Genomic DNA, 20,663 nt, shown 5'->3' with positions numbered 1-20,663 from the left:
TGTTCCTTCCTGCTACAGTTTATTACGCTTCGTCGCCGAACCAACAAATATTACGGGCGGCCATGATGAGCTCTCCGGCTTTTTCGTCGGTCAACCCTTCGATATCAGCCAGATCATCAATGCCCTGCTCGGCGAGATCTTCCAGCGTACAAACACCACGGGCAGCCAGTTTGAAAGCCATCAAACGTTCTAAACCTTCCAGATTTAACAAATCATCGGCAGGTTTAGTCTCTCCCAGGCTTTCTTCCTGAGCCAGCGCCAACGTGGTCAGCGCGTTTTTCGCACGCTCACGAAGTGCTTCAACGGTGGCTTCATCCAGACCGTCGATTTCCAGCAGTTCTTTCACCGGCACATAGGCCAGCTCTTCCAGCGTTGCGAAGCCTTCTTCAACCAACAGAGTGGCGAAATCTTCATCAATATCAAGATATTTAGTGAAGGTATCGATCGCCGCGTGGGCTTCAGCCTGGTGCTTCGCCTGCAGGTCGTCAACGGTCATTACGTTGAGTTCCCAGCCGCTCAGCTGTGAAGCCAGACGGACGTTCTGACCATTACGGCCAATCGCCTGCGCCAGGTTACCCGCTTCAACCGCAATATCCATGGTGTGTTTGTCTTCATCCACCACGATAGAGGCGACGTCAGCCGGAGCCATCGCGTTAATCACGAACTGCGCCGGGTTGTCATCCCACAGGACGATATCGATACGCTCGCCGCCCAGTTCGGTAGAAACCGCCTGAACGCGCGCGCCACGCATACCTACGCAAGCGCCAACCGGGTCGATACGCTTATCGTTGGTTTTTACCGCAATCTTCGCACGGGAACCCGGATCGCGAGCTGCGGCTTTAATTTCGAGAACTTCTTCGCCGATTTCCGGTACTTCAATACGGAACAGTTCGACCAGCATTTCCGGTTTAGAACGGGTGACGAACAGCTGAGCGCCGCGCGCTTCCGGACGTACCGCATACAGGACACCGCGAATACGGTCGCCTGGGCGGAAGTTTTCGCGCGGCAGCATATCTTCACGCAGGATCACGGCTTCAGCATTGCTGCCCAGATCCAGAGTGATGTTGTCGCGGTTTACTTTCTTCACCACGCCGGTGATGATTTCACCTTCGTGCTCGCGGAACTGATCGACGACCATGGCGCGTTCAGCTTCACGTACTTTCTGTACGATAACCTGTTTCGCCGTTTGCGTGGTGATACGGTCGAAGGTAACCGATTCAATCTGGTCTTCAACGTAGTCGCCAGGATTCATGCTTTCGTCTTCGTAGCGCGCCGCTTCAAGCGTAATTTCGCGAGTTGGCTGGGTGACTTCTTCGACGACCAGCCAACGACGGAAGGTGTCAAAATCACCGCTACGACGATCGATGCTCACACGCACGTCGATCTCTTGTTCGTATTTTTTCTTGGTAGCCGTTGCCAGAGCACTTTCCAGAGCTTCGAAAATCTTTTCGCGCGGCAGCGCCTTTTCGTTGGAAACGGCTTCAACAACAGCCAAAATTTCTTTGTTCATCGGGGCCTTTCACCTCAATCCAGACTGTTAAAAGTGGGGAACCAGGTTCGCCTTCTGGATGTTACTCAGCGCGAACACTTCATCTTTGCCTTCGACGGTTACCGTGATCATCTCACCGTCTACCGCTTTGATAATGCCCTGCCATTTGCGACGGTTCTGCACCGCCATACGCAATACCAGCGCGACTTCCTCACCGGAAAAACGCTCATAGTGCTCGGCGGTAAACATCGGGCGATCGAGACCAGGTGAAGACACTTCCAGGTTGTAAGCTACGGTGATTGGATCTTCGACATCCATGACAGCGCTGACCTGGTGGCTCACATCAGCACAATCATCAACATTGATGCCATCATCACTATCAATATAGATGCGCAGTGTGGATGTGCGACCGCGAATGAATTCGATGCCGACCAGCTCAAAGCCAAGCGCTTCAACCGGCGCCGTGAGCATCTCTGTTAATTTTTGCTCTAATGTGGACAAACCCACCCCCAAGACATAAAAAAAGGGCGTATAGCCCAGTTATTCTGAAGTCAGATAACAAAAAACCCCGATAAATCGGGGTTTTAGATAACTGAACCCTGCGATCGCAACTGCGATCTGGAACACCTTCCAGGAGAATTCTTTCAAATTCGGATACGAAGGACCAGGTCCTCACAGTATATTTGAAAAAGTACTCAATGGGAAAGTGGTTGCGGGGGCCGGATTTGAACCGACGACCTTCGGGTTATGAGCCCGACGAGCTACCAGGCTGCTCCACCCCGCGCCTGAAACGTGGCACATTTTACTCTTATTGAGCAAAAGACGCAAATACTGCTGGGATTTGGTACCGAGGACGGGACATAAAATCGTGGTAAAGTTTATTGATAAACCCTATATTTTGTCAACATGTATTTCACATTCTCCGGTTCTCGTTTGTGCTGACATGTCGCTCTTTTTTAGCAAAAAAGTCATGAAGCACTTCCTGTCATCCGCAAAAGATGATTAAATGAAAACTCACAATTAATGCATAAACATGCAATAAGAGTTTATTCCATTTGACGTCATTGTTGCCAACCATTCAGGCATGGACAGCGCGCAGTCACCGGGTCGCACCGACAGGGCCACATGATTTTGCGCACCGCCCGGGGCAAACATGGCAAACAGAATAGTCAAATGGGATAAGTTCGACGACCTGATAAACCGAACTCACAACAGTCTCTCTAGCAGGGTTTTATTTTATGACGACGATTCTTAAGCATCTCCCGGTTGGTCAACGTATTGGTATCGCTTTCTCTGGTGGGCTGGATACCAGCGCCGCGCTGCTGTGGATGCGTAAAAAAGGCGCGGTTCCTTATGCCTATACCGCTAACCTGGGTCAGCCGGACGAAGAAGATTACGATGCCATTCCTCGCCGCGCCAAAGAGTACGGTGCCGAGGGCGCTCGTCTGATCGACTGCCGTAAACAGCTGGTCGCAGAAGGTATCGCGGCTATCCAGTGCGGCGCCTTCCATAACACCACCGGCGGTCTGACCTACTTCAACACCACTCCGCTGGGCCGTGCGGTAACCGGCACAATGCTGGTTGCGGCGATGAAAGAAGATGGCGTAAACATCTGGGGCGACGGCAGTACTTACAAAGGCAACGATATTGAGCGTTTCTATCGCTATGGCCTGCTGACCAATGCCGAACTGAAAATTTACAAACCGTGGCTGGATAGCGACTTTATCGATGAGCTGGGCGGCCGTCAGGAAATGTCCGAGTTTATGATCGCCTGCGGCTTTGACTACAAAATGTCCGTTGAAAAAGCCTACTCCACCGACTCCAACATGCTGGGCGCCACGCACGAAGCCAAGGATCTGGAATTTCTCAACTCCAGCGTCAAAATCGTCAACCCGATTATGGGCGTCAAATTCTGGGACGAAAATGTGAAAATCCCGGCGGAAGAAGTGACGATCCGCTTTGAGCAGGGTCATCCTGTCGCCTTAAACGGTAAAACTTTCAGCGATGATGTTGAGCTGATGCTGGAAGCGAACCGCATCGGCGGCCGTCACGGTCTGGGCATGAGCGACCAGATCGAAAACCGCATCATCGAAGCGAAAAGCCGTGGCATCTATGAAGCCCCGGGGATGGCGCTGCTGCATATTGCTTATGAGCGCCTGCTGACCGGTATTCATAACGAAGATACCATTGAGCAATATCACGCTCATGGCCGCCAGCTGGGCCGTCTGCTGTACCAGGGCCGCTGGTTTGACTCACAGGCGCTGATGCTGCGTGACGCCCTGCAGCGTTGGGTCGCAAGCGCCATTACCGGCGAAGTCACGCTGGAACTCCGTCGCGGTAACGACTATTCGATCCTGAATACCGTCTCCGACAACCTGACTTACAAAGCAGAGCGTTTGACGATGGAAAAAGGTGATTCGATGTTCTCGGCAGAAGACCGTATCGGCCAGCTGACGATGCGTAATCTGGATATCACCGATACCCGCGACAAACTGTTTGGTTATGCACAATCCGGTCTGCTGAGCGCCTCTTCAGCCACCGGCGTACCGCAGGTCGAAAACCTGGAAAACAGGGATAAATAAACCCATTTATGCTCCGCTCTCAGCCGACGCTAAGCCGTCGGCTTTTTTTTACCCTCTGCCGGGAAAAGCCGCGGACGGCTCAGGTTCTCTGTCACGCGTGGTCAAAGACTCACCTCTTGCCCGGTACAAGGGTTATCGCGTCCACTTTCAGACCACCGCCCCAACCGTCCGGCAAGAATACGCGAGACGGCCTATGAACGCCCTTTCTTTGATGGTGGAAGGCATTCGCCATCGCCGGTGATTGCGGCAACGAAGTAAATCAACGCAAGGGAGCGAGCGGGACGAAAAGTGCGGTGTCGGCAAAGCAGCAGACGGCAATGACGGGCAAAAAAAAAGACGCTTTTCAGCGTCTTTTCTTCGGAATGTTGGTACCGAGGACGGGACTTGAACCCGTAAGCCCAATCGGGCACTACCACCTCAAGGTAGCGTGTCTACCAATTCCACCACCTCGGCACAGATACAACTTTTAGTGCGGGATATCGCTGCTCGGCTGCGCCGGCGCTGCTGGCTGAGTCTGCTCGGTTTTCGGCGCGCTCAGATTATCCCACTCACTTCCTTTATTGGTTTTGTTGCTATTGATATTACCCAGCACCAGACTGATGATGAAGAACAACGCTGCCAGGATACCGGTCATACGGGTCATGAAGTTACCCGAACCGCTGGAACCAAACAACGTGCCGGAAGCGCCTGCTCCGAAGGAGGCTCCCATATCAGCGCCTTTACCTTGCTGCAGCATGATCAGACCAACAAGGGCAATCGCTACAATAAGGAAAACAACTAAAAGAGCTTCTTGCATAATCAACCTGTTCCTTGCGGATTCGCCGCATACCAATTGCTTCAACCAATAAAGCGGGACGTTTTAACGTTTCCCACTGAAGCGGGTGTGAATACTAACCAAAGCGAATGACCTTCGCAAGGGCAATTTCGGTGCATTGTATCAACTGCGGAAAAAAACAGCAAAAAACGATTTTTTGGCGAATAAAAAGGCGGCAAGCGCCGCCTTTTTAAACACTTAGCGCCACGTATTATGCGTTTTTCACCGCATCGGCAATACGGTGCGCAAATTCATGCACCTGCTCTTCGTGTTCACCTTCCACCATCACCCGAATCAGCGGTTCTGTGCCGGATTTACGCAGCAGTACGCGGCCACGGTTGCCTAATGCGGCTTCAACCTCGGCCATGACCGCTTTGACGTTTTCATGCTCCAGCGGGTTGCCGCTGCCTTCGGTGAAGCGCACGTTGACCAGAATCTGCGGGAACATTTTCATCCCGCTGCACAGGTCATGCAGGCTCATGTGGTTACGTACCATCGCAGCAACAACCTGCAGGCTGGCGACGATACCGTCACCGGTGGTGGTTTTATCCAGCAGGATAACGTGCCCGGAGTTTTCCGCCCCGATACGCCAGCCTTTCTCCTGTAGCTTCTCGAGGACATAGCGGTCACCCACTTTAGCCCGGGCAAACGGAATGCCCAGCTGCTTGAGCGCCAGCTCCAGCCCCATGTTGCTCATCAGCGTTCCCACCGCGCCGCCGCGCAGCTGGCCCTGCCGCAGACCTTCCCGGGCGATGATATACAGAATCTGATCGCCATCGACCTTATTACCTTCATGGTCGACCATAATGACGCGGTCGCCATCGCCATCATAGGCGATACCCAGATCGGCTTTTTCGGCCAGCACGCGTGCCTGGAGGGCGCGTACGTCGGTTGCCCCGACCTCTTCGTTGATGTTGAGCCCGTTCGGCTCACAACCCATCGCGATCACCTGAGCACCCAACTCGCGGAACACATTCGGGGCGATGTGATAGGTCGCGCCATGGGCGCAGTCGACAACCACTTTGAGCGCATTCAAACTCAGTTCGTTCGGGAAGGTGCCTTTGCAGAATTCAATATAACGCCCCGCGGCATCCACAATACGGCTGGCTTTCCCCAGCTCAGCAGAATCGACGCAGGTGAGTTCTTTCTCCATTTCCGCTTCGATGGCTTCTTCCACATTGTCCGGCAGCTTGGTGCCTTCAATAGAAAAGAATTTGATGCCATTGTCATAGAACGGGTTATGCGACGCTGAAATCACGATCCCGGCCTCAGCACGGAAAGCGCGGGTCAGATAGGCCACCGCCGGCGTTGGCATCGGGCCGGTGAAAGAGGCTGAAAGCCCCGCAGCGGCCAGCCCCGCCTCCAGGGCCGACTCCAGCATATAGCCAGAGATACGGGTATCTTTCCCGATAATGATTTTGCGTGAACCGTGACGCGCCAGCACCTTCCCCGCCGCCCAGCCCAGTTTGAGCACGAATTCCGGGGTGATGGGCGCATCGCCTACGCGCCCACGGATACCATCGGTGCCAAAATATTTGCGGTTACTCATAACGTTTATTTTCCTTTGTGCTCAGAGTCGCTTCCACCACGCGTAGCGCTTCTACCGTTTCTTTGACGTCGTGGACGCGAATTATCTGCGCGCCCTGCATCGCTGCAATGACTGCACAAGCCAGACTGCCGCTAAGGCGTTCCGTCGGTCCGACGTTAAGCAGTTGCCCAACCATCGATTTACGCGACATACCGACCAACAGCGGGAGACCGAAATGGTGGAACTCGCCGAGCCGGGCAAGCAGCTCATAATTATGGGCAAGATTTTTACCGAAACCGAACCCCGGGTCGAGCAACAATTTCTCTTTTGCGATACCTGCCCGCTCACAACGCACGATGTGTTCGCTGAAAAAGCGCGCGACGTCGGCAAAAACATCGTCATACTTCGGCGCTTCCTGCATCGTTTTTGGCTGGCCTTGCATATGCATCAGGCATACCGGCAGCCCGGTTTGCGCAGCGGCCTCCAGCGCGCCGGGTTCGGTCAGGGAGCGGATATCATTGATAATATGTGCCCCTGCCCGCGCGGACTCGCGAATCACTTCAGGCTTCGAGGTGTCCACGGAAATCCAGACCTCAAAGCGCTGAGCTACCGCCTCGACGACCGGAATGACTCGCGCCAGCTCTTCCTCAACGCTGACATCCAATGCCCCCGGACGCGTCGACTCGCCGCCGATATCAATGATAGTTGCTCCCGCGTTAATCATCAGATTGGCGTGTTTGACCGCTTCTACCAGCGAATTGTGCGTCCCGCCGTCGGAGAAGGAGTCAGGGGTAACGTTAAGGATCCCCATCACGTGCGGATGGGAGAGATCGAGGGTTGAGCCCTGGGCTACGAGTTTCATCACGGAATCCCTGAATCAGGAGAGGTTAATCAAAAGAAAAACCCCGGAGCGGCGAACGCCCCGGGGTTGAGATATGCACAACAACGTCAACAGCGGTTAACTTATTTGTCGCCCAGCTGCTCTGACATGGTGTTACCCGGGTTCGGCGTACGCGGTTCATCGACCGGACGCGGCGCACTCGGGGTGCCATTGTTGCCAGAATTATTGGTGCCGTTTGGATCTTCCCAACCCGCAGGTGGGCGAACGGCACGGCGCGCCATCAGGTCATCAATCTGCGGTGCGTCGATGGTCTCATATTTCATGAGCGCATCTTTCATCGAATGCAGGATGTCCATGTTGTCGTTCAAAATCTGACGAGCACGGTTGTAGTTACGCTCAACCAGTGATTTTACTTCCTGGTCGATGATACGTGCTGTCTCATCGGACATATGTTTCGCTTTCGCGACGCTACGGCCGAGGAACACTTCACCCTCTTCCTCTGCATACAGCAGCGGACCGAGTTTGTCAGAGAAGCCCCACTGCGTCACCATGTTACGCGCCAGGTTGGTCGCGACTTTAATGTCGTTCGACGCCCCGGTAGAGACATGTTCTACGCCGTAGATAATCTCTTCCGCCAGACGACCGCCGTAGAGGGTAGAAATCTGGCTTTCCAGTTTCTGACGACTGGCGCTGATAGCATCGCCTTCCGGCAGGAAGAAGGTCACACCCAACGCGCGACCGCGCGGAATAATCGTCACTTTATGCACCGGATCGTGTTCCGGTACCAGGCGGCCGATAATCGCATGGCCCGCTTCGTGGTAAGCGGTGGATTCTTTTTGCGCTTCCGTCATCACCATGGAGCGACGTTCCGCACCCATCATGATTTTGTCTTTCGCTTTTTCGAACTCGACCATCGATACCACGCGTTTGTTGCCACGGGCAGCAAACAGTGCGGCTTCGTTAACCAGGTTCGCCAGGTCAGCGCCCGAGAAGCCCGGGGTCCCGCGCGCAATGATTGCCGCGTCGATATCCGGCGACAGCGGTACGCGACGCATGTGAACTTTCAGAATCTGTTCACGACCACGGACGTCCGGCAGACCCACGACAACCTGACGGTCGAAACGACCAGGACGCAGCAGCGCAGGGTCAAGAACGTCCGGACGGTTTGTCGCCGCGATAACGATAATACCTTCGTTACCTTCGAAACCATCCATCTCAACCAGCATCTGGTTCAGGGTCTGTTCACGTTCGTCATGACCACCGCCCAGGCCAGCGCCACGCTGGCGACCGACGGCGTCGATTTCATCGATGAAGATAATGCACGGTGCCGCTTTCTTGGCCTGTTCGAACATGTCACGCACGCGAGATGCGCCTACGCCGACGAACATTTCAACGAAGTCGGAACCGGAAATGGTGAAGAACGGCACTTTCGCTTCACCGGCGATAGCTTTCGCCAGCAGCGTTTTACCGGTACCCGGAGGGCCGACCATCAGGACGCCTTTCGGGATTTTACCGCCCAGCTTCTGGAAGCGGCTCGGTTCACGCAGGTATTCAACCAGTTCACCCACTTCCTCTTTCGCCTCGTCGCAACCGGCAACATCAGCAAAAGTGGTTTTGATCTGGTCTTCCGTCAGCATACGGGCTTTGCTTTTGCCGAAGGACATCGCGCCCTTTCCGCCGCCGCCCTGCATTTGACGCATGAAGAAGATCCAGACACCGATCAGCAAGAGCATCGGGAACCAGGAAATAAAGATGGAAGCCAGCAGGCTAGGTTCTTCCGGCGGTTCGCCAACCACTTTGACGTTTTTCGTCAACAGGTTATCGAGCAGCTTCGGATCGTTAACCGGAATGTAAGTCGTGTAACGGTTACTATCTTTCTTGGTAACGTTGATCTCACGTCCGTTGATACGCGCTTCGCGAACCTGGTCCTGGTTGACCTCTTGCAGGAAGGTTGAATAATCCACCTTACGGCCATTAGACTCGCTGGGCCCAAAGCTCTGGAATACTGACATCAGCACAACGGCAATGACCAGCCAGAGTATTAGGTTTTTCGCCATGTCACTCAAGGGATTAACCTCTTATTACAACTGTGTTAAAAACAGCGTCAGGATACTCTATATCCAGTGTCTTTCAAACTTTCGTTTGAAATCTACCGGTTATGGTTTACGCCCGGTCGCTACAATGTACACTTCACGCGAACGTGCGCGAGAAGAGTCCGGCTTACGAACTTTGACCTTCGTAAACAGGGAGCGAATCTCTCTTAGATACTCATCGAAGCCTTCGCCCTGGAACACCTTCACTACAAAACTACCACCCGGCGCTAATACATCACGAGCCATTCCAAGCGCCAGTTCCACCAAATACATGGCCCGGGGAATATCCACCGCCGGTGTTCCACACATGTTTGGCGCCATATCGGACATGACAACTTGTACTTTACTGTCACCTACGCGCTCAAGTAACGCTTTCAGGACTAATTCATCACGAAAATCGCCCTGAAGGAAGTCCACACCAACGATTGGATCCATCGGTAAAAGATCGCAAGCGATGATGCGGCCGCTGTTTCCGATCTGCGTAACCGCATATTGCGACCAGCCACCGGGTGCAGCGCCGAGGTCAACAATCGTCATCCCCGGTTTAAAAATCTTGTCACTTTGCTGTATTTCATCAAGTTTAAACCAGGCGCGGGAACGTAACCCCTTTTTCTGCGCCTGTTGAACATATTTATCGCTAAAGTGTTCCTGAAGCCAGCGGCTTGAGCTGGCAGAACGCTTTTTACCTGTCATTTAACATTCCCGTTTCGGGTTCATCATACTTTGCGACGTAAAAATCGACACGGTAGTTTGGCGATATATGGGAGATGGCGGTAGAATGAACCGTTTTCAATCCCAACGTAAGCAAAAAAATACGATGAATCTGAGTACTAAACAAAAACAGCACCTGAAAGGTCTGGCACATCCGCTCAAGCCGGTAGTTATGCTTGGCAACAATGGTTTGACCGAAGGGGTACTGGCCGAGATCGAACAAGCGTTAGAGCACCATGAGCTCATCAAGGTGAAAATCGCATCGGAAGACCGCGAAACTAAAACCTTGATCGTGGAAGCTATCGTGCGCGAAACCGGCGCCTGTAACGTACAGGTCATCGGTAAAACGCTGGTCCTGTATCGCCCAACTCAAGAGCGTAAAATCTCGCTGCCACGCTAAGAATATCCTGAATCTCGACACAACTTTGTGTAAAACGAGGGATTTCTACGGGTAGACGAGCAAAATGCCATGCTCCGGACGTTGATAAAAGGCCGCTATGCGGCCTTTTTCCTTTCTTTACAATCCATCAACATGGTAGCGGGAAATACGGATTAAAGGTACTCGACCTTGATAATTTCGTATTCTACTTCGCCGCCTGGCGTGCGGATTGTCACCACGTCATCCTGTTCTTTACCGATCAAACCACGCGCAATCGGTGAGTTCACAGAGATCAGATTCTGCTTAAAATCAGCTTCGTCATCACCCACGATGCGGTAAGTCTGCTCCTCATCGGTATCGAGGTTGAGGACTTTGACCGTCGCCCCAAAAATCACCCGCCCGTTGTTCGGCATTTTGGTGATATCGATAACCTGCGCATTAGACAGTTTGGCTTCAATATCCTTGATACGGCCTTCACAGAAGCCTTGCTGCTCGCGGGCGGCGTGATACTCGGCGTTCTCTTTCAGATCGCCATGTTCGCGCGCATCGGCAATAGCAGCAATGATTTCAGGGCGACGAACGGACTTGAGAAAATCCAGCTCTTCACGCAATTTTTCAGCGCCACGTAAGGTCATCGGAATAGCTTGCATTTGTTATACCTCTTTATCATTCCTTCATGGAACGGACATCTCCGTTCCGCAACCGGCCAGGCCTTAGGCAGGACAGGAGCAAAAAGAAAACCAACCCGGGAAACATTCCCCAGGTCAGCAGCAATTTTCAATTTGATACGTATTTTACCCTGAAGTTCACTATGGGTCATCGTTTACTTTACAGGGTGTTGCACCGTAGTATGACGGCTTGGTTTCAGGTTGTTAGCGCGAGATTATGCGATTTTCCAGATTTATCATCGGATTGACCGCCGGTATAGCGTTTAGCGCTCAGGCGGCGAACATTGACGAGTACATCACCCAGCTTCCTGCGGGTGCTAACCTCGCCTTTATGGCGCAGAAGGTTGGCTCCCCGACGCCGGAGATAGACTTTCACAGTCAGCAGATGGCGCTTCCCGCCAGTACCCAGAAGGTGATCACCGCGCTGGCCGCTCTGCTGCAGCTCGGGCCAAACTTCCGTTTCACCACAACCCTGGAAAGCAAGGGCACGGTTGATGGCGGCGTGTTAAAAGGCGACCTGATTGCGCGCTTTAGCGGCGATCCGACGCTCAAACGCCAGGATATCCGCAATATGGTGGCCACGCTGAAAAAAGCGGGCGTTCAGCGGATCGAAGGCAACGTTCTGATTGATACCTCGGTCTTCGCCAGCCACGACAAAGCGCCCGGCTGGCCGTGGAACGACATGACCCAATGCTTTAGCGCGCCGCCAGCGGCGGCCATCGTCGACCGCAACTGTTTTTCTATCTCGCTATACAGCGCGCAAAAACCAGGCGATCTGGCCTTTATTCGCGTCGCCTCATACTACCCGGTAACCATGTTCAGCCAGGTACGGACGCTGGCACGCGGCTCCGCGGAGGCGCAGTATTGCGAGCTCGACGTGGTGCCAGGCGACCTGAACCGCTATACCTTAACCGGCTGCCTGCCGCAGCGCAGCGAGCCGTTGCCGCTGGCCTTCGCCATTCAGGACGGCGCCAGCTATGCCGGCGTGATTCTGAAGTCCGAACTGACTCAGGCCGGCATTACCTATAGCGGTACGCTGCTGCGCCAGACGCTGGCGGACGATCCCGGTACCGTACTGGCCTCTACCCAATCCGCGCCGCTGCACGATCTTCTGCGAACCATGTTGAAAAAATCCGACAACATGATCGCCGATACCGTTTTCCGCACAATTGGCCATGCGCGCCTTGGCGTTCCGGGAACCTGGCGTGCCGGTTCAGATGCCGTGCGTCAGATCCTGCGTCAGCAGGCCGGCATCGATTTGGGCAACACCCTGATTGCCGATGGTTCCGGCCTGTCGCGGCATAACCTGATTGCCCCTGCGACCATGATGCAGGTGCTGCAATATATCGCCCAGCACGATAATGAACTCAACTTTATTTCCATGCTGCCGCTGGCCGGTCACGACGGTTCGCTACAGTACCGTGCGGGCCTGCATCAGGCCGGGGTGGATGGTAAAGTCTCGGCCAAAACCGGTTCGCTGCAGGGGGTCTATAACCTGGCAGGCTTTATCACGGCCGCCAGCGGGCAGAAAATCGCCTTTGTGCAATATTTGTCAGGGTATGCGGTGCCGCCTGCGGACCAGCGCAACCGGCGCATTCCGCTGGTGCGCTTCGAAAGTCGCTTATATAAGGACCTGTACCAGAACAACTAAAACAAAAGGGCCGCATCGGATGCGGCCCTTTTCGTTGACTCTGGATAGCCCCGGCAAGCTGAGTGCAGCCGGGGTGCCCCCAGCGGATTAACGCTTGTAGATGAACTCAACGCCTTCTTCGTCGTCTTCGTCCCAGTCGTCATCCCAGTCTTCGTCATCTTCGACTTCAACTTCCGCTTCTTCAAGCTGCTGACGATGGTAGTCATCCCACATAAACTCGACTTTTTCCGCCGGCTTCTCTTCCTGGGCGTGCACGATGGGGTTTTCGATGATAAAGGTCATCACGTCCCAGCACAGATCTTTTACCCCCTGCTGGCTTGCTGCGGAGATCAGATAGAACTTATCTTGCCAACCCAGCGCTTCGGCAATGGCTTTCGCCTTCGCTTCTGCTTCCGCTTTATCCATCAGGTCAATCTTGTTGAAGACTAACCAGCGCGGCTTCTCAGCCAGCTTCTCGCTGTATTTCTCCAGCTCACCGATGATAATGCGCGCGTTTTCTACCGGATCGGATCCGTCGATAGGCTCAATATCAATAAGGTGCAGCAGGACGCGGCAGCGCTCGAGGTGCTTCAGGAAGCGGATGCCCAGGCCTGCGCCTTCCGCTGCGCCTTCGATAAGCCCAGGGATGTCGGCGACAACGAAGCTCTTCTCGTTGTCCATACGCACTACGCCGAGGCTTGGCACCAGCGTGGTAAACGGATAATCGGCCACTTTCGGCTTCGCCGCAGAAACGGCGCGGATGAAGGTGGATTTGCCCGCATTCGGCATTCCCAGCATCCCGACGTCTGCCAGCAGCATCAGCTCCAGCTGCAGATCGCGCTTGTCGCCCGGCGTCCCCATCGTTTTCTGACGCGGAGTGCGGTTAACGGACGATTTAAAACGGGTATTGCCCAGACCGTGCCAGCCGCCTTTAGCGACCATCAGACGCTGACCATGTTTGGTCATGTCACCCATGACCTCGCCGGTCCCCTGATCGATAACACGGGTCCCTACAGGCACTTTTACCGAAACGTCTTTACCACGTTTACCGGTACAGTCGCGGCTCTGGCCATTCTGTCCGCGCTCGGCGCGGAAGGATTTTTCAAAGCGGTAGTCGATCAGGGTGTTCAGGTTCTCGTCCGCTTCCAGCCAGACATCACCGCCATCACCACCGTCACCGCCGTCCGGGCCGCCTCTCGGGATATATTTTTCACGGCGGAAGCTAACGCAACCATTGCCGCCATCACCTGCTACGACCAGGATCGTTGCTTCATCAACAAACTTCATTTTACTCTCCGAAAATCATTCGCCTGAGCGGGGCAGCGGCACAACCGCGTCACGCTTACGTAAGCGGCCCCAAAGACGGTGGCCTATGGCGGAATACATCGCGCCCGCAACCACGACAAACGCACCGAGATAACCTAACAGGTTCAACATCGGTCTGGCGAAAACATCGGGCCAGGCCAGTGATAACAAATCTGAAAAAAGCAGCGTAAACAACGGCGTTAAGGTAATCAACGCGCTCACCTGCGCCGCCTGCCAGCGCGCCATGGCTTCCGCCAGCGCACCGTAGCCTACCAGGGTATTTAACCCGCAGAAAATCAGGCACGCGAGCTGCCAGTCGCTTAACGCCAGCGCCTGCGAAGGCGTTGCCAACGGCAATAACGCTATCGTACATAAAGTGTACAGCAAAAAAAGGATCTGCTGTGACGCCAGACGGCGTAATAACACCTTTTGCGCGACGCCATAGCTAACCCAAACTGCGGTCGCTCCGACGCCAAAAATTACCCCCCACGTGTAATCCGTGAGACGGGTAAAAATTTCAATCAGGCTGGTGTTAAAGAACATCACCAGTCCGCTAATCAGCATCAATGCTCCCACGACCTGGGTACCGCGCATTCTCTCTTTGAGGATAAATACGCTGGCCACCATCATACCGACCGGAGACAGCTGGCCGATCACCTGAGACGCCGTGGGGCTAAGATATTGCAAGGAAGAGCTGAACAGAATGAAGTTACCGAACAGGCCACCTGTCGCAATGGCCAACAGCACCAGCCAGCGCGGTTTGCGAAACAGGCGCAGCGGCGGTAGTTTTCCTTTGATAGCCAGGATTGCGCCAAGGCCAATACTTGCCATCAAAAAGCGATAAAAGACCACCGTCGGCGGTTCCATCACTTCAAGGACCTGCTTCATGGCAATGGGCAATGCCCCCCAGCACATCGCGGTGGTGAGCGCCAATACAATGCCAATGCCGGCCTGCTGCTTCATACCCGTTTTCCCTGCAGAAAAATATCCGGGATTCTAATGTAAAAAGCCCCGCAACAGGTTGCGGGGCTTTAATCCGTTACCGGACCACGAAAAACTTACTCAGCAACGATGCTGATGTATTTACGGTTGTTCGGGCCTTTAACTTCAAATTTCACTTTACCGTCTGCTTTAGCAAACAGAGTGTGGTCACGACCGCAACCTACGTTAGTGCCGGCGTGGAATTTGGTGCCACGCTGACGAACGATGATGCTACCCGCCAGAACGGTTTCGCCACCGAAACGCTTAACGCCAAGGCGTTTAGCTTCTGAATCGCGACCGTTACGAGTTGAGCCGCCAGCCTTTTTATGTGCCATTTAAATCTCTCCTCAGGTCTTAGGCGCTGATGCCAGTAATTTTCACATCAGTGAACCACTGACGATGGCCCTGCTGCTTACGGTAGTGTTTACGACGACGAAACTTAACAATTTTAACTTTCTCGCCACGACCGTGAGCAACAACTTCAGCTTTGATCACGCCGCCCTCAACGAAAGGAACGCCGATCTTGATTTCTTCACCGTTTGCGATCATCAGCACTTCAGCGAACTCAACAGCTTCGCCAGTTGCGATGTCCAGCTTTTCCAGGCGAATGGTCTGACCTTCGCTTACTCGGTGTTGTTTACCACCACTTTGGAAAACCGCGTACATATAAAACTCCGCTTCCGCGCACCTCTTAGTGTGATTCAGAGTGCGCTATAAATATTCACAATAGGGCGCGAATATTACGCAAAACGCGAGCCTTTGACAAGAGCGATCCGCGATCAACGCAGAAAAAAAACACAACTTTCACGCCAACGTTTATCTATGGCAATTTTTCAGTACAATCATAGCTTCTTTTAATTCTATCTTAATCCTTCTGTGAACCCACCTGGATTCGCGGTAACAGGACATGTGGCCCGGCTTTTGCGATGAATTTAGAAAAAATCAATGAGTTAACCGCGCAAGATATGGCGGGTGTCAATGCGACAATCCTTGAGCAACTTGACTCAGATGTTCAGCTTATCAATCAGTTAGGCTATTACATCGTTAGCGGAGGCGGGAAACGTATTCGTCCGATGATTGCGGTCCTTTCCGCCCGGGCTGTCGGTTATCAGGGCGACGCGCACATCACCATCGCTGCGCTGATCGAATTTATCCATACCGCCACCCTGCTGCATGATGATGTCGTTGATGAGTCGGATATGCGTCGTGGTAAAGCCACGGCAAACGCCGCTTTTGGCAACGCCGCCAGCGTACTGGTGGGTGATTTTATCTATACCCGCTCTTTCCAGATGATGACCAGCCTCGGCTCGCTGAAAGTGCTGGAAGTGATGTCGAAAGCCGTCAACGTCATTGCTGAAGGCGAAGTGCTGCAGCTGATGAACGTAAATGACCCGGACATCACTGAAGAAAACTACATGCGGGTGATTTACAGCAAAACCGCCCGTCTGTTTGAAGCCGCTGCGCAATGTTCCGGCATCCTGGCGGGCTGTACCCCGGAGCAGGAACAGGCGCTGCAGGACTACGGTCGCTACCTGGGTACCGCTTTCCAGCTGATCGACGATCTGCTGGACTATAGCTCCGACGGCGAGCGCCTCGGTAAGAACGTCGGTGATGACCTGAACGAAGGGAAACCGACGCTGCCGTTACTGCACGCCATGCGTCACGGTACGCCTGAGCAGTCCGCCATGATTCGCGGAGCGATTGAACAAGGTAACGGGCGCCATCTGCTGGAGGCAGTTCTGGAAACGATGGCAACCTGCGGTTCGCTGGAATGGACACGCCAGCGCGCGGAAGAAGAAGCGGATAAGGCGATTGCCGTCCTTCAGGTGTTACCGGATTCTCCATGGCGCGAAGCGCTTATCGGTCTTGCTCATATTGCGGTACAACGCGACCACTGATTTCCCCCTCCCCTGTTCCCGCGCACCGCGCGGGAAAGCTCCATAAAATTCCAGTAATTGTTAAAAATTGCCCGATATCTTGATATATTCTGAATATTCAATCAACTTACCAGAACTTGTTAGAACCATACTGAATCAAGGGGTATAGTCATTCCGTCGTCCGCTTGGGGCGAACTGGATCCTTATCACCAGGAGAAGTTATGGATAAGTTCATCGACTGGCATCCGGCGGATATTATTGCCGGATTGCGCAAAAAAGGAACATCGCTGGCCGCGGAATCACGGCGTAACGGCTTAAGTTCTTCAACGCTGGCGAATGCCCTGACCCGGCCGTGGCCAAAAGGCGAGCTGATTATTGCTAATGCGCTGGATACCACGCCATGGCTCATCTGGCCGTCGCGCTATCACGACCCGGTAACCCATCAATTTATCGACAGAACGCAGAAGATACGCCCAAAGAAAAACCAGAAATGCAGAGAGTGAAGTGAGGAAGTGTAGATAACAGCCCCCGGACTGACGTCAGAGGGCTGCCGCTACGACAGGTTTACTCGCCTTTTACGCGTTCGATATTCGCGCCCAGCGCCTGCAGTTTATCTTCGATACGCTCATACCCACGGTCGATGTGGTAAATACGATCGACAATCGTCGTGCCTTCTGCGATACAGCCCGCCAGCACCAGGCTTGCGGATGCGCGCAGGTCGGTCGCCATCACCTGCGCACCGGAAAGCTGCGCCACGCCGTGGCAGATCGCCGTATTGCTTTCGATCTCCGCGTGCGCCCCCATACGGATCAGCTCCGGAATGTGCATAAAGCGGTTTTCGAAGATGGTCTCGGTAATGACGCCAGTCCCTTCTGCGACAAGGTTCAGCAGCGTGAACTGGGCCTGCATGTCCGTTGGGAAGCCGGGGTGCGGCGCGGTACGCACGTTGACGGCCTTCGGACGGTTGCCGTGCATATTGAGGCTAATCCAGTCTTCACCGGTTTCGATATCGGCACCCGCATCGCGCAGCTTGGCCAGCACGGCATCCAGAGTATCAGGCTGGGCATTACGGCACAGAATTTTACCGCCGGAGATCGCCGCCGCCACCAGGAAAGTACCGGTTTCGATACGGTCCGGCAGAACGCGATAGACGCCGCCGCCCAGACGTTCCACGCCTTCAATAGTAATGCGGTCGGTGCCCTGACCTTTAATTTTCGCGCCCAGCGTGTTGAGGAAGTTCGCCGTATCGACGATTTCCGGCTCGCGGGCGGCGTTTTCGATAACGGTGGTTCCTTCCGCCAGCGTCGCTGCGCTCATAATGGTCACGGTCGCGCCCACGCTGACCTTGTCCATCACGATATGCGCGCCTTTGAGACGCCCGTTAACCGACGCCTTCACATAGCCCTCTTCCAGCTTAATCTCTGCGCCCAGCTGCTCGAGGCCGATAATATGCAGATCGACCGGGCGCGCGCCGATAGCGCAGCCGCCCGGCAGTGAAACCTGACCCTGACCAAAACGGGCCACCAGCGGCCCCAGCGCCCAGATAGAAGCACGCATGGTTTTGACCAGATCGTACGGAGCACAGAAGACGTCAACCGGGCCAGCATCGATCCACACCGAACCGTTGCGCTCAACTTTGGCGCCCAGCTGGCTCAGCAGTTTCATCGTGGTGTCGATGTCTTTCAGTTTTGGTACATTCTGGATCTCAATCGGCTCATCTGCCAGTAGTGCAGCAAAGAGGATCGGCAGGGCGGCGTTTTTGGCACCGGAGATGGTGACCTCGCCCTGGAGGCGAGTCGGCCCCTGAACACGGAATTTATCCATTGATTCTGTTCTCTGTTAAGAATTCACCTACGCTGCGGGGAACATCCCGGCAGCTTAAAAGCCATTTAGCTTACGATCTCGCGCCCATTCCTGCGGGGTAAAGGCTTTGATCGACAGCGCATGAATGCGGTTGTCAGCAATATATTCCATCAGCGGGGCATAGATAGACTGCTGTTTCTTGACCCGGCTCATGCCATCGAACATCTCACCCACAGCAATAACCTGAAAGTGACTGCCATCGCCAGAGACGTGGACTTCCTGAAGGGAGAGTGCGTTCATTAGCACGGTCTGAATTTCATGATTTTCCATGGGTTCAATTTTTATCTGGTAGTGAAAATAGCCCAACATCTTAGAGGAAAGTGGCGCGGTCTTAAACAAGCAAAAAGCCCCATCGAACATATTGATGGGGCTTTCAGGATAACCTCAGCAGTAACGCACTGAAAAATTATGGGATCATATCGGCAGGAAGATTGTAGAGACCCGCCAAGGTCCGCACATTTTCGCTCTTGCCGATCAGTTTCGCCTCCCGGCCCTGGTGGCGAATTAAGGCGACAAAATGCATCAGTAGCGCCAGCCCGGCGGTATCTACCCGGGTGAGCTCGCTCAGGTCGATGGTCGACACGCCGTCCGTCGCTTGCCCACGGGCGTCCCACAGCGGGACCAGCAGATCCTGGTCCAGTTCCCCCTGCAGCGCCAGGCGCTCGCCGTCGCGAGTCCAGCTCAGCTGCCCGGTCATTATTTTTTCTGCTCCAGGGTGATCGGCTGCGCAGAGATCGATTTCAGCTGCGCGGTCAGTCCATCAACGCCTTTGCTCCGCAGCAGGTCGCTCCACTCGTTCTGCTTGGTGGTGATCATGCTCACCCCTTCAGCAATCATATCGTAAGCCTGCCAGTTACCGGTTTGGGTATTTTTACGCCACTGGAAGTCGAGGCGTACCGGCGGGCGACCGTTCGGATCGATAATGGTCACGCGGATAGGGACAATCGTCGCGTCGCCGAGCGGTTGTTCCGGCGCAATCTGATAAGTCTGCCCGTGGTACATCGCCAGCGCCTGGCCGTAGGCCTGTTTCAGATACTCGCGGAAGGCGGTAAAGTACGCTTCACGCTGGGCCGGAGTCGCCTCTTTGTAATAGCGGCCCAGCACCAGGGCACCGGCATATTTCACCTGTACATACGGCATCAGTTCCTGATCGACGATGTCACGCAGATAGTTCGGGTTAGCATGAATCTTCGGCTGTTCGTTTTTCAGGCGATCGAAGGTTTTCTGCGCCGCTTCATTCATCAGCTTGTACGGATTGGATTGATCTGCTGCGCTGGCAGCAGTCAATGGAGCAATCACCAGCATGGCGATCATCAGTAAGCGTTTAAACATTTCGTGTTTCTCCTGAAATTAATGCGTCGTGGCGGCCGGCGGCGTCGCGTCAGTATGACTCTCTCCCGCCGCCGAATCATCGCCAGAATTCTTATTGTCGCCGCCTTTACTGTTGTAAAGGAACTGACCAATCAGATCTTCCAGAACCATAGCAGACTTGGTGTCCTGAATAGTTCCACCATCTTTAAGGATAGACGTCCCCAGTTCCGGATCTTCGAAACCAATATTCAGCGCCAGGTACTGTTCCCCCAGCAGGCCTGAGGTGCGGATAGCCAACGAACTGGAGTCCGGAATATGGTTGTAGCTCTCATCAATATCGAGCGCCACGCGCGGCAGGTAGGTTTTCGGGTCGAGGGTGATGTCCGCCACCCGGCCCACTACCACGCCGCCAATGCGCACCGGAGAACGTGCCTTCAGCCCGCCGATATTGTCAAAGGTGGCATAGAGACGATACGTCGGCTCGGTATGCAGAGAAGTCACGTTCGCGGCTTTCAGACAGATAAACAGCGCCGCCAGCAACGCAACCAGTAAGAACACACCTACCCAGATTTCACTTTTTTTCGTTTGCAT

22 protein-coding genes and 2 tRNA genes are annotated in these 20,663 nt (G+C 54.2%); 5 read left to right on the top strand and 19 right to left on the bottom strand.

Annotated elements, in window-relative coordinates:
* Window positions 1–22: 22 nt before the first annotated feature.
* The 3 genes from nusA to EDF73_RS13085 form a co-directional block, all read right to left on the bottom strand.
* Window positions 23–1,510, bottom strand: coding sequence for a transcription termination factor NusA (nusA, locus tag EDF73_RS13095; RefSeq protein ID WP_132729557.1), 1,488 nt, complete (start codon window positions 1,508–1,510; stop codon window positions 23–25).
* A 27-nt stretch (window positions 1,511–1,537) separates the two neighbouring features.
* Entirely contained in the window at window positions 1,538–1,990 is a 453-nt protein-coding gene (gene rimP / locus EDF73_RS13090; RefSeq protein WP_004868075.1) for a ribosome maturation factor RimP, read from the bottom strand.
* 206 nt (window positions 1,991–2,196) lie between these two features.
* Window positions 2,197–2,273 (bottom strand) — tRNA-Met (locus EDF73_RS13085).
* Between the two features lie 454 nt (window positions 2,274–2,727).
* Here EDF73_RS13085 and argG point away from each other — a divergent pair.
* The gene (gene argG, locus EDF73_RS13080) at window positions 2,728–4,071 is read left to right on the top strand and encodes an argininosuccinate synthase (protein ID WP_132729556.1); all 1,344 of its coding nucleotides are present in this window, start codon (window positions 2,728–2,730) and stop codon (window positions 4,069–4,071) included.
* A gap of 366 nt (window positions 4,072–4,437) precedes the next feature.
* Here argG and EDF73_RS13075 read toward each other — a convergent pair.
* From EDF73_RS13075 to rlmE, 6 genes are all read right to left on the bottom strand, one after another.
* Window positions 4,438–4,524, bottom strand: a tRNA-Leu gene (locus EDF73_RS13075).
* 13 nt (window positions 4,525–4,537) lie between these two features.
* Window positions 4,538–4,867, bottom strand: a complete 330-nt coding sequence (gene secG / locus EDF73_RS13070) for a preprotein translocase subunit SecG (RefSeq protein ID WP_132729803.1) — start codon at window positions 4,865–4,867, stop codon at window positions 4,538–4,540.
* 229 nt (window positions 4,868–5,096) lie between these two features.
* Window positions 5,097–6,434 (bottom strand): phosphoglucosamine mutase, encoded by a 1,338-nt coding sequence (gene glmM / locus EDF73_RS13065; protein ID WP_032690579.1) that lies wholly within the window; start codon window positions 6,432–6,434, stop codon window positions 5,097–5,099.
* A complete protein-coding gene (gene folP / locus EDF73_RS13060; RefSeq protein ID WP_132729555.1) occupies window positions 6,427–7,275 on the bottom strand; it encodes a dihydropteroate synthase in 849 nt (282 codons plus the stop codon). The genes glmM and folP overlap by 8 nt, the downstream gene beginning before the upstream one ends.
* Window positions 7,276–7,376: 101 nt before the next feature.
* Window positions 7,377–9,311 carry an ATP-dependent zinc metalloprotease FtsH gene (gene ftsH, locus EDF73_RS13055; RefSeq protein ID WP_132729554.1) on the bottom strand — a complete coding sequence of 645 codons (1,935 nt, stop codon included), beginning with the start codon at window positions 9,309–9,311 and terminating at the stop codon, window positions 7,377–7,379.
* 99 nt (window positions 9,312–9,410) lie between these two features.
* Window positions 9,411–10,040: a 23S rRNA (uridine(2552)-2'-O)-methyltransferase RlmE gene (gene rlmE / locus EDF73_RS13050; RefSeq protein WP_004106110.1), complete on the bottom strand. Its 630-nt coding sequence runs from the start codon at window positions 10,038–10,040 to the stop codon at window positions 9,411–9,413.
* A 124-nt stretch (window positions 10,041–10,164) separates the two neighbouring features.
* Between rlmE and yhbY the strand changes: the two genes are divergently transcribed.
* Window positions 10,165–10,458 carry a ribosome assembly RNA-binding protein YhbY gene (gene yhbY / locus EDF73_RS13045; protein WP_132729553.1) on the top strand — a complete coding sequence of 98 codons (294 nt, stop codon included), beginning with the start codon at window positions 10,165–10,167 and terminating at the stop codon, window positions 10,456–10,458.
* A 152-nt stretch (window positions 10,459–10,610) separates the two neighbouring features.
* Here yhbY and greA read toward each other — a convergent pair whose 3' ends face one another.
* Complete coding sequence (greA, locus tag EDF73_RS13040) at window positions 10,611–11,087, bottom strand: transcription elongation factor GreA (protein ID WP_004868107.1); 477 nt, start codon at window positions 11,085–11,087, stop codon at window positions 10,611–10,613.
* Between the two features lie 235 nt (window positions 11,088–11,322).
* Between greA and dacB the strand changes: the two genes are divergently transcribed.
* The gene (dacB, locus tag EDF73_RS13035; protein WP_132729552.1) at window positions 11,323–12,756 is read left to right on the top strand and encodes a serine-type D-Ala-D-Ala carboxypeptidase; all 1,434 of its coding nucleotides are present in this window, start codon (window positions 11,323–11,325) and stop codon (window positions 12,754–12,756) included.
* A gap of 87 nt (window positions 12,757–12,843) precedes the next feature.
* On the opposite strand, the gene cgtA is transcribed toward dacB, so the two are convergent.
* The 4 genes from cgtA to rplU form a co-directional block, all read right to left on the bottom strand.
* Window positions 12,844–14,022, bottom strand: a complete 1,179-nt coding sequence (gene cgtA, locus EDF73_RS13030) for an Obg family GTPase CgtA (protein ID WP_132729551.1) — start codon at window positions 14,020–14,022, stop codon at window positions 12,844–12,846.
* Window positions 14,023–14,037: 15 nt separating this feature from the next.
* Window positions 14,038–15,003: a DMT family transporter gene (locus EDF73_RS13025; protein ID WP_132729550.1), complete on the bottom strand. Its 966-nt coding sequence runs from the start codon at window positions 15,001–15,003 to the stop codon at window positions 14,038–14,040.
* Window positions 15,004–15,098: 95 nt separating this feature from the next.
* On the bottom strand, window positions 15,099–15,356 hold the full coding sequence (gene rpmA, locus EDF73_RS13020) for a 50S ribosomal protein L27 (RefSeq protein ID WP_012135319.1): 258 nt from the start codon (window positions 15,354–15,356) through the stop codon (window positions 15,099–15,101).
* A 19-nt stretch (window positions 15,357–15,375) separates the two neighbouring features.
* A complete protein-coding gene (rplU, locus tag EDF73_RS13015) occupies window positions 15,376–15,687 on the bottom strand; it encodes a 50S ribosomal protein L21 (protein ID WP_004106123.1) in 312 nt (103 codons plus the stop codon).
* Window positions 15,688–15,947: 260 nt separating this feature from the next.
* Here rplU and ispB point away from each other — a divergent pair, with 260 nt between their 5' ends.
* Window positions 15,948–16,919 carry an octaprenyl diphosphate synthase gene (ispB, locus tag EDF73_RS13010; RefSeq protein WP_132729549.1) on the top strand — a complete coding sequence of 324 codons (972 nt, stop codon included), beginning with the start codon at window positions 15,948–15,950 and terminating at the stop codon, window positions 16,917–16,919.
* 200 nt (window positions 16,920–17,119) lie between these two features.
* Entirely contained in the window at window positions 17,120–17,401 is a 282-nt protein-coding gene (gene sfsB, locus EDF73_RS13005) for a DNA-binding transcriptional regulator SfsB (RefSeq protein WP_132729548.1), read from the top strand.
* A gap of 61 nt (window positions 17,402–17,462) precedes the next feature.
* Here the strand turns inward: sfsB and murA are convergent, their stop codons facing one another.
* From murA to mlaD, 5 genes are all read right to left on the bottom strand, one after another.
* The gene (gene murA, locus EDF73_RS13000; RefSeq protein ID WP_132729547.1) at window positions 17,463–18,722 is read right to left on the bottom strand and encodes a UDP-N-acetylglucosamine 1-carboxyvinyltransferase; all 1,260 of its coding nucleotides are present in this window, start codon (window positions 18,720–18,722) and stop codon (window positions 17,463–17,465) included.
* Between the two features lie 54 nt (window positions 18,723–18,776).
* Window positions 18,777–19,031, bottom strand: a complete 255-nt coding sequence (gene ibaG / locus EDF73_RS12995; protein ID WP_132729546.1) for a BolA family iron metabolism protein IbaG — start codon at window positions 19,029–19,031, stop codon at window positions 18,777–18,779.
* A 136-nt stretch (window positions 19,032–19,167) separates the two neighbouring features.
* On the bottom strand, window positions 19,168–19,458 hold the full coding sequence (gene mlaB / locus EDF73_RS12990; protein ID WP_132729545.1) for a lipid asymmetry maintenance protein MlaB: 291 nt from the start codon (window positions 19,456–19,458) through the stop codon (window positions 19,168–19,170).
* Window positions 19,458–20,093, bottom strand: coding sequence for a phospholipid-binding protein MlaC (gene mlaC / locus EDF73_RS12985; protein ID WP_132729544.1), 636 nt, complete (start codon window positions 20,091–20,093; stop codon window positions 19,458–19,460). Before mlaC ends, mlaB begins: the two co-directional genes overlap by 1 nt.
* Before the next feature lie 18 nt (window positions 20,094–20,111).
* Window positions 20,112–20,663 (bottom strand): outer membrane lipid asymmetry maintenance protein MlaD, encoded by a 552-nt coding sequence (mlaD, locus tag EDF73_RS12980; protein WP_132729543.1) that lies wholly within the window; start codon window positions 20,661–20,663, stop codon window positions 20,112–20,114.

Source organism: Klebsiella sp. BIGb0138 (assembly GCF_004342285.1).
Taxonomy (GTDB): domain Bacteria; phylum Pseudomonadota; class Gammaproteobacteria; order Enterobacterales; family Enterobacteriaceae; genus Klebsiella.
This window is presented reverse-complemented; position numbering and strand designations above follow the sequence as displayed.

Coding starts and splice junctions, on each gene's coding strand:
- nusA (WP_132729557.1), bottom strand. CDS start 1,510: ATGAACAAAGAAATTTTGGCTGTTGTTGAAGCCGTTTCCAACGAAAAG.
- argG (WP_132729556.1), top strand. CDS start 2,728: ATGACGACGATTCTTAAGCATCTCCCGGTTGGTCAACGTATTGGTATC.
- secG (WP_132729803.1), bottom strand. CDS start 4,867: ATGCAAGAAGCTCTTTTAGTTGTTTTCCTTATTGTAGCGATTGCCCTT.
- glmM (WP_032690579.1), bottom strand. CDS start 6,434: ATGAGTAACCGCAAATATTTTGGCACCGATGGTATCCGTGGGCGCGTA.
- folP (WP_132729555.1), bottom strand. CDS start 7,275: ATGAAACTCGTAGCCCAGGGCTCAACCCTCGATCTCTCCCATCCGCAC.
- ftsH (WP_132729554.1), bottom strand. CDS start 9,311: ATGGCGAAAAACCTAATACTCTGGCTGGTCATTGCCGTTGTGCTGATG.
- rlmE (WP_004106110.1), bottom strand. CDS start 10,040: ATGACAGGTAAAAAGCGTTCTGCCAGCTCAAGCCGCTGGCTTCAGGAA.
- yhbY (WP_132729553.1), top strand. CDS start 10,165: ATGAATCTGAGTACTAAACAAAAACAGCACCTGAAAGGTCTGGCACAT.
- greA (WP_004868107.1), bottom strand. CDS start 11,087: ATGCAAGCTATTCCGATGACCTTACGTGGCGCTGAAAAATTGCGTGAA.
- dacB (WP_132729552.1), top strand. CDS start 11,323: ATGCGATTTTCCAGATTTATCATCGGATTGACCGCCGGTATAGCGTTT.
- cgtA (WP_132729551.1), bottom strand. CDS start 14,022: ATGAAGTTTGTTGATGAAGCAACGATCCTGGTCGTAGCAGGTGATGGC.
- EDF73_RS13025 (WP_132729550.1), bottom strand. CDS start 15,003: ATGAAGCAGCAGGCCGGCATTGGCATTGTATTGGCGCTCACCACCGCG.
- rpmA (WP_012135319.1), bottom strand. CDS start 15,356: ATGGCACATAAAAAGGCTGGCGGCTCAACTCGTAACGGTCGCGATTCA.
- rplU (WP_004106123.1), bottom strand. CDS start 15,687: ATGTACGCGGTTTTCCAAAGTGGTGGTAAACAACACCGAGTAAGCGAA.
- ispB (WP_132729549.1), top strand. CDS start 15,948: ATGAATTTAGAAAAAATCAATGAGTTAACCGCGCAAGATATGGCGGGT.
- sfsB (WP_132729548.1), top strand. CDS start 17,120: ATGGATAAGTTCATCGACTGGCATCCGGCGGATATTATTGCCGGATTG.
- murA (WP_132729547.1), bottom strand. CDS start 18,722: ATGGATAAATTCCGTGTTCAGGGGCCGACTCGCCTCCAGGGCGAGGTC.
- ibaG (WP_132729546.1), bottom strand. CDS start 19,031: ATGGAAAATCATGAAATTCAGACCGTGCTAATGAACGCACTCTCCCTT.
- mlaB (WP_132729545.1), bottom strand. CDS start 19,458: ATGACCGGGCAGCTGAGCTGGACTCGCGACGGCGAGCGCCTGGCGCTG.
- mlaC (WP_132729544.1), bottom strand. CDS start 20,093: ATGTTTAAACGCTTACTGATGATCGCCATGCTGGTGATTGCTCCATTG.
- mlaD (WP_132729543.1), bottom strand. CDS start 20,663: ATGCAAACGAAAAAAAGTGAAATCTGGGTAGGTGTGTTCTTACTGGTT.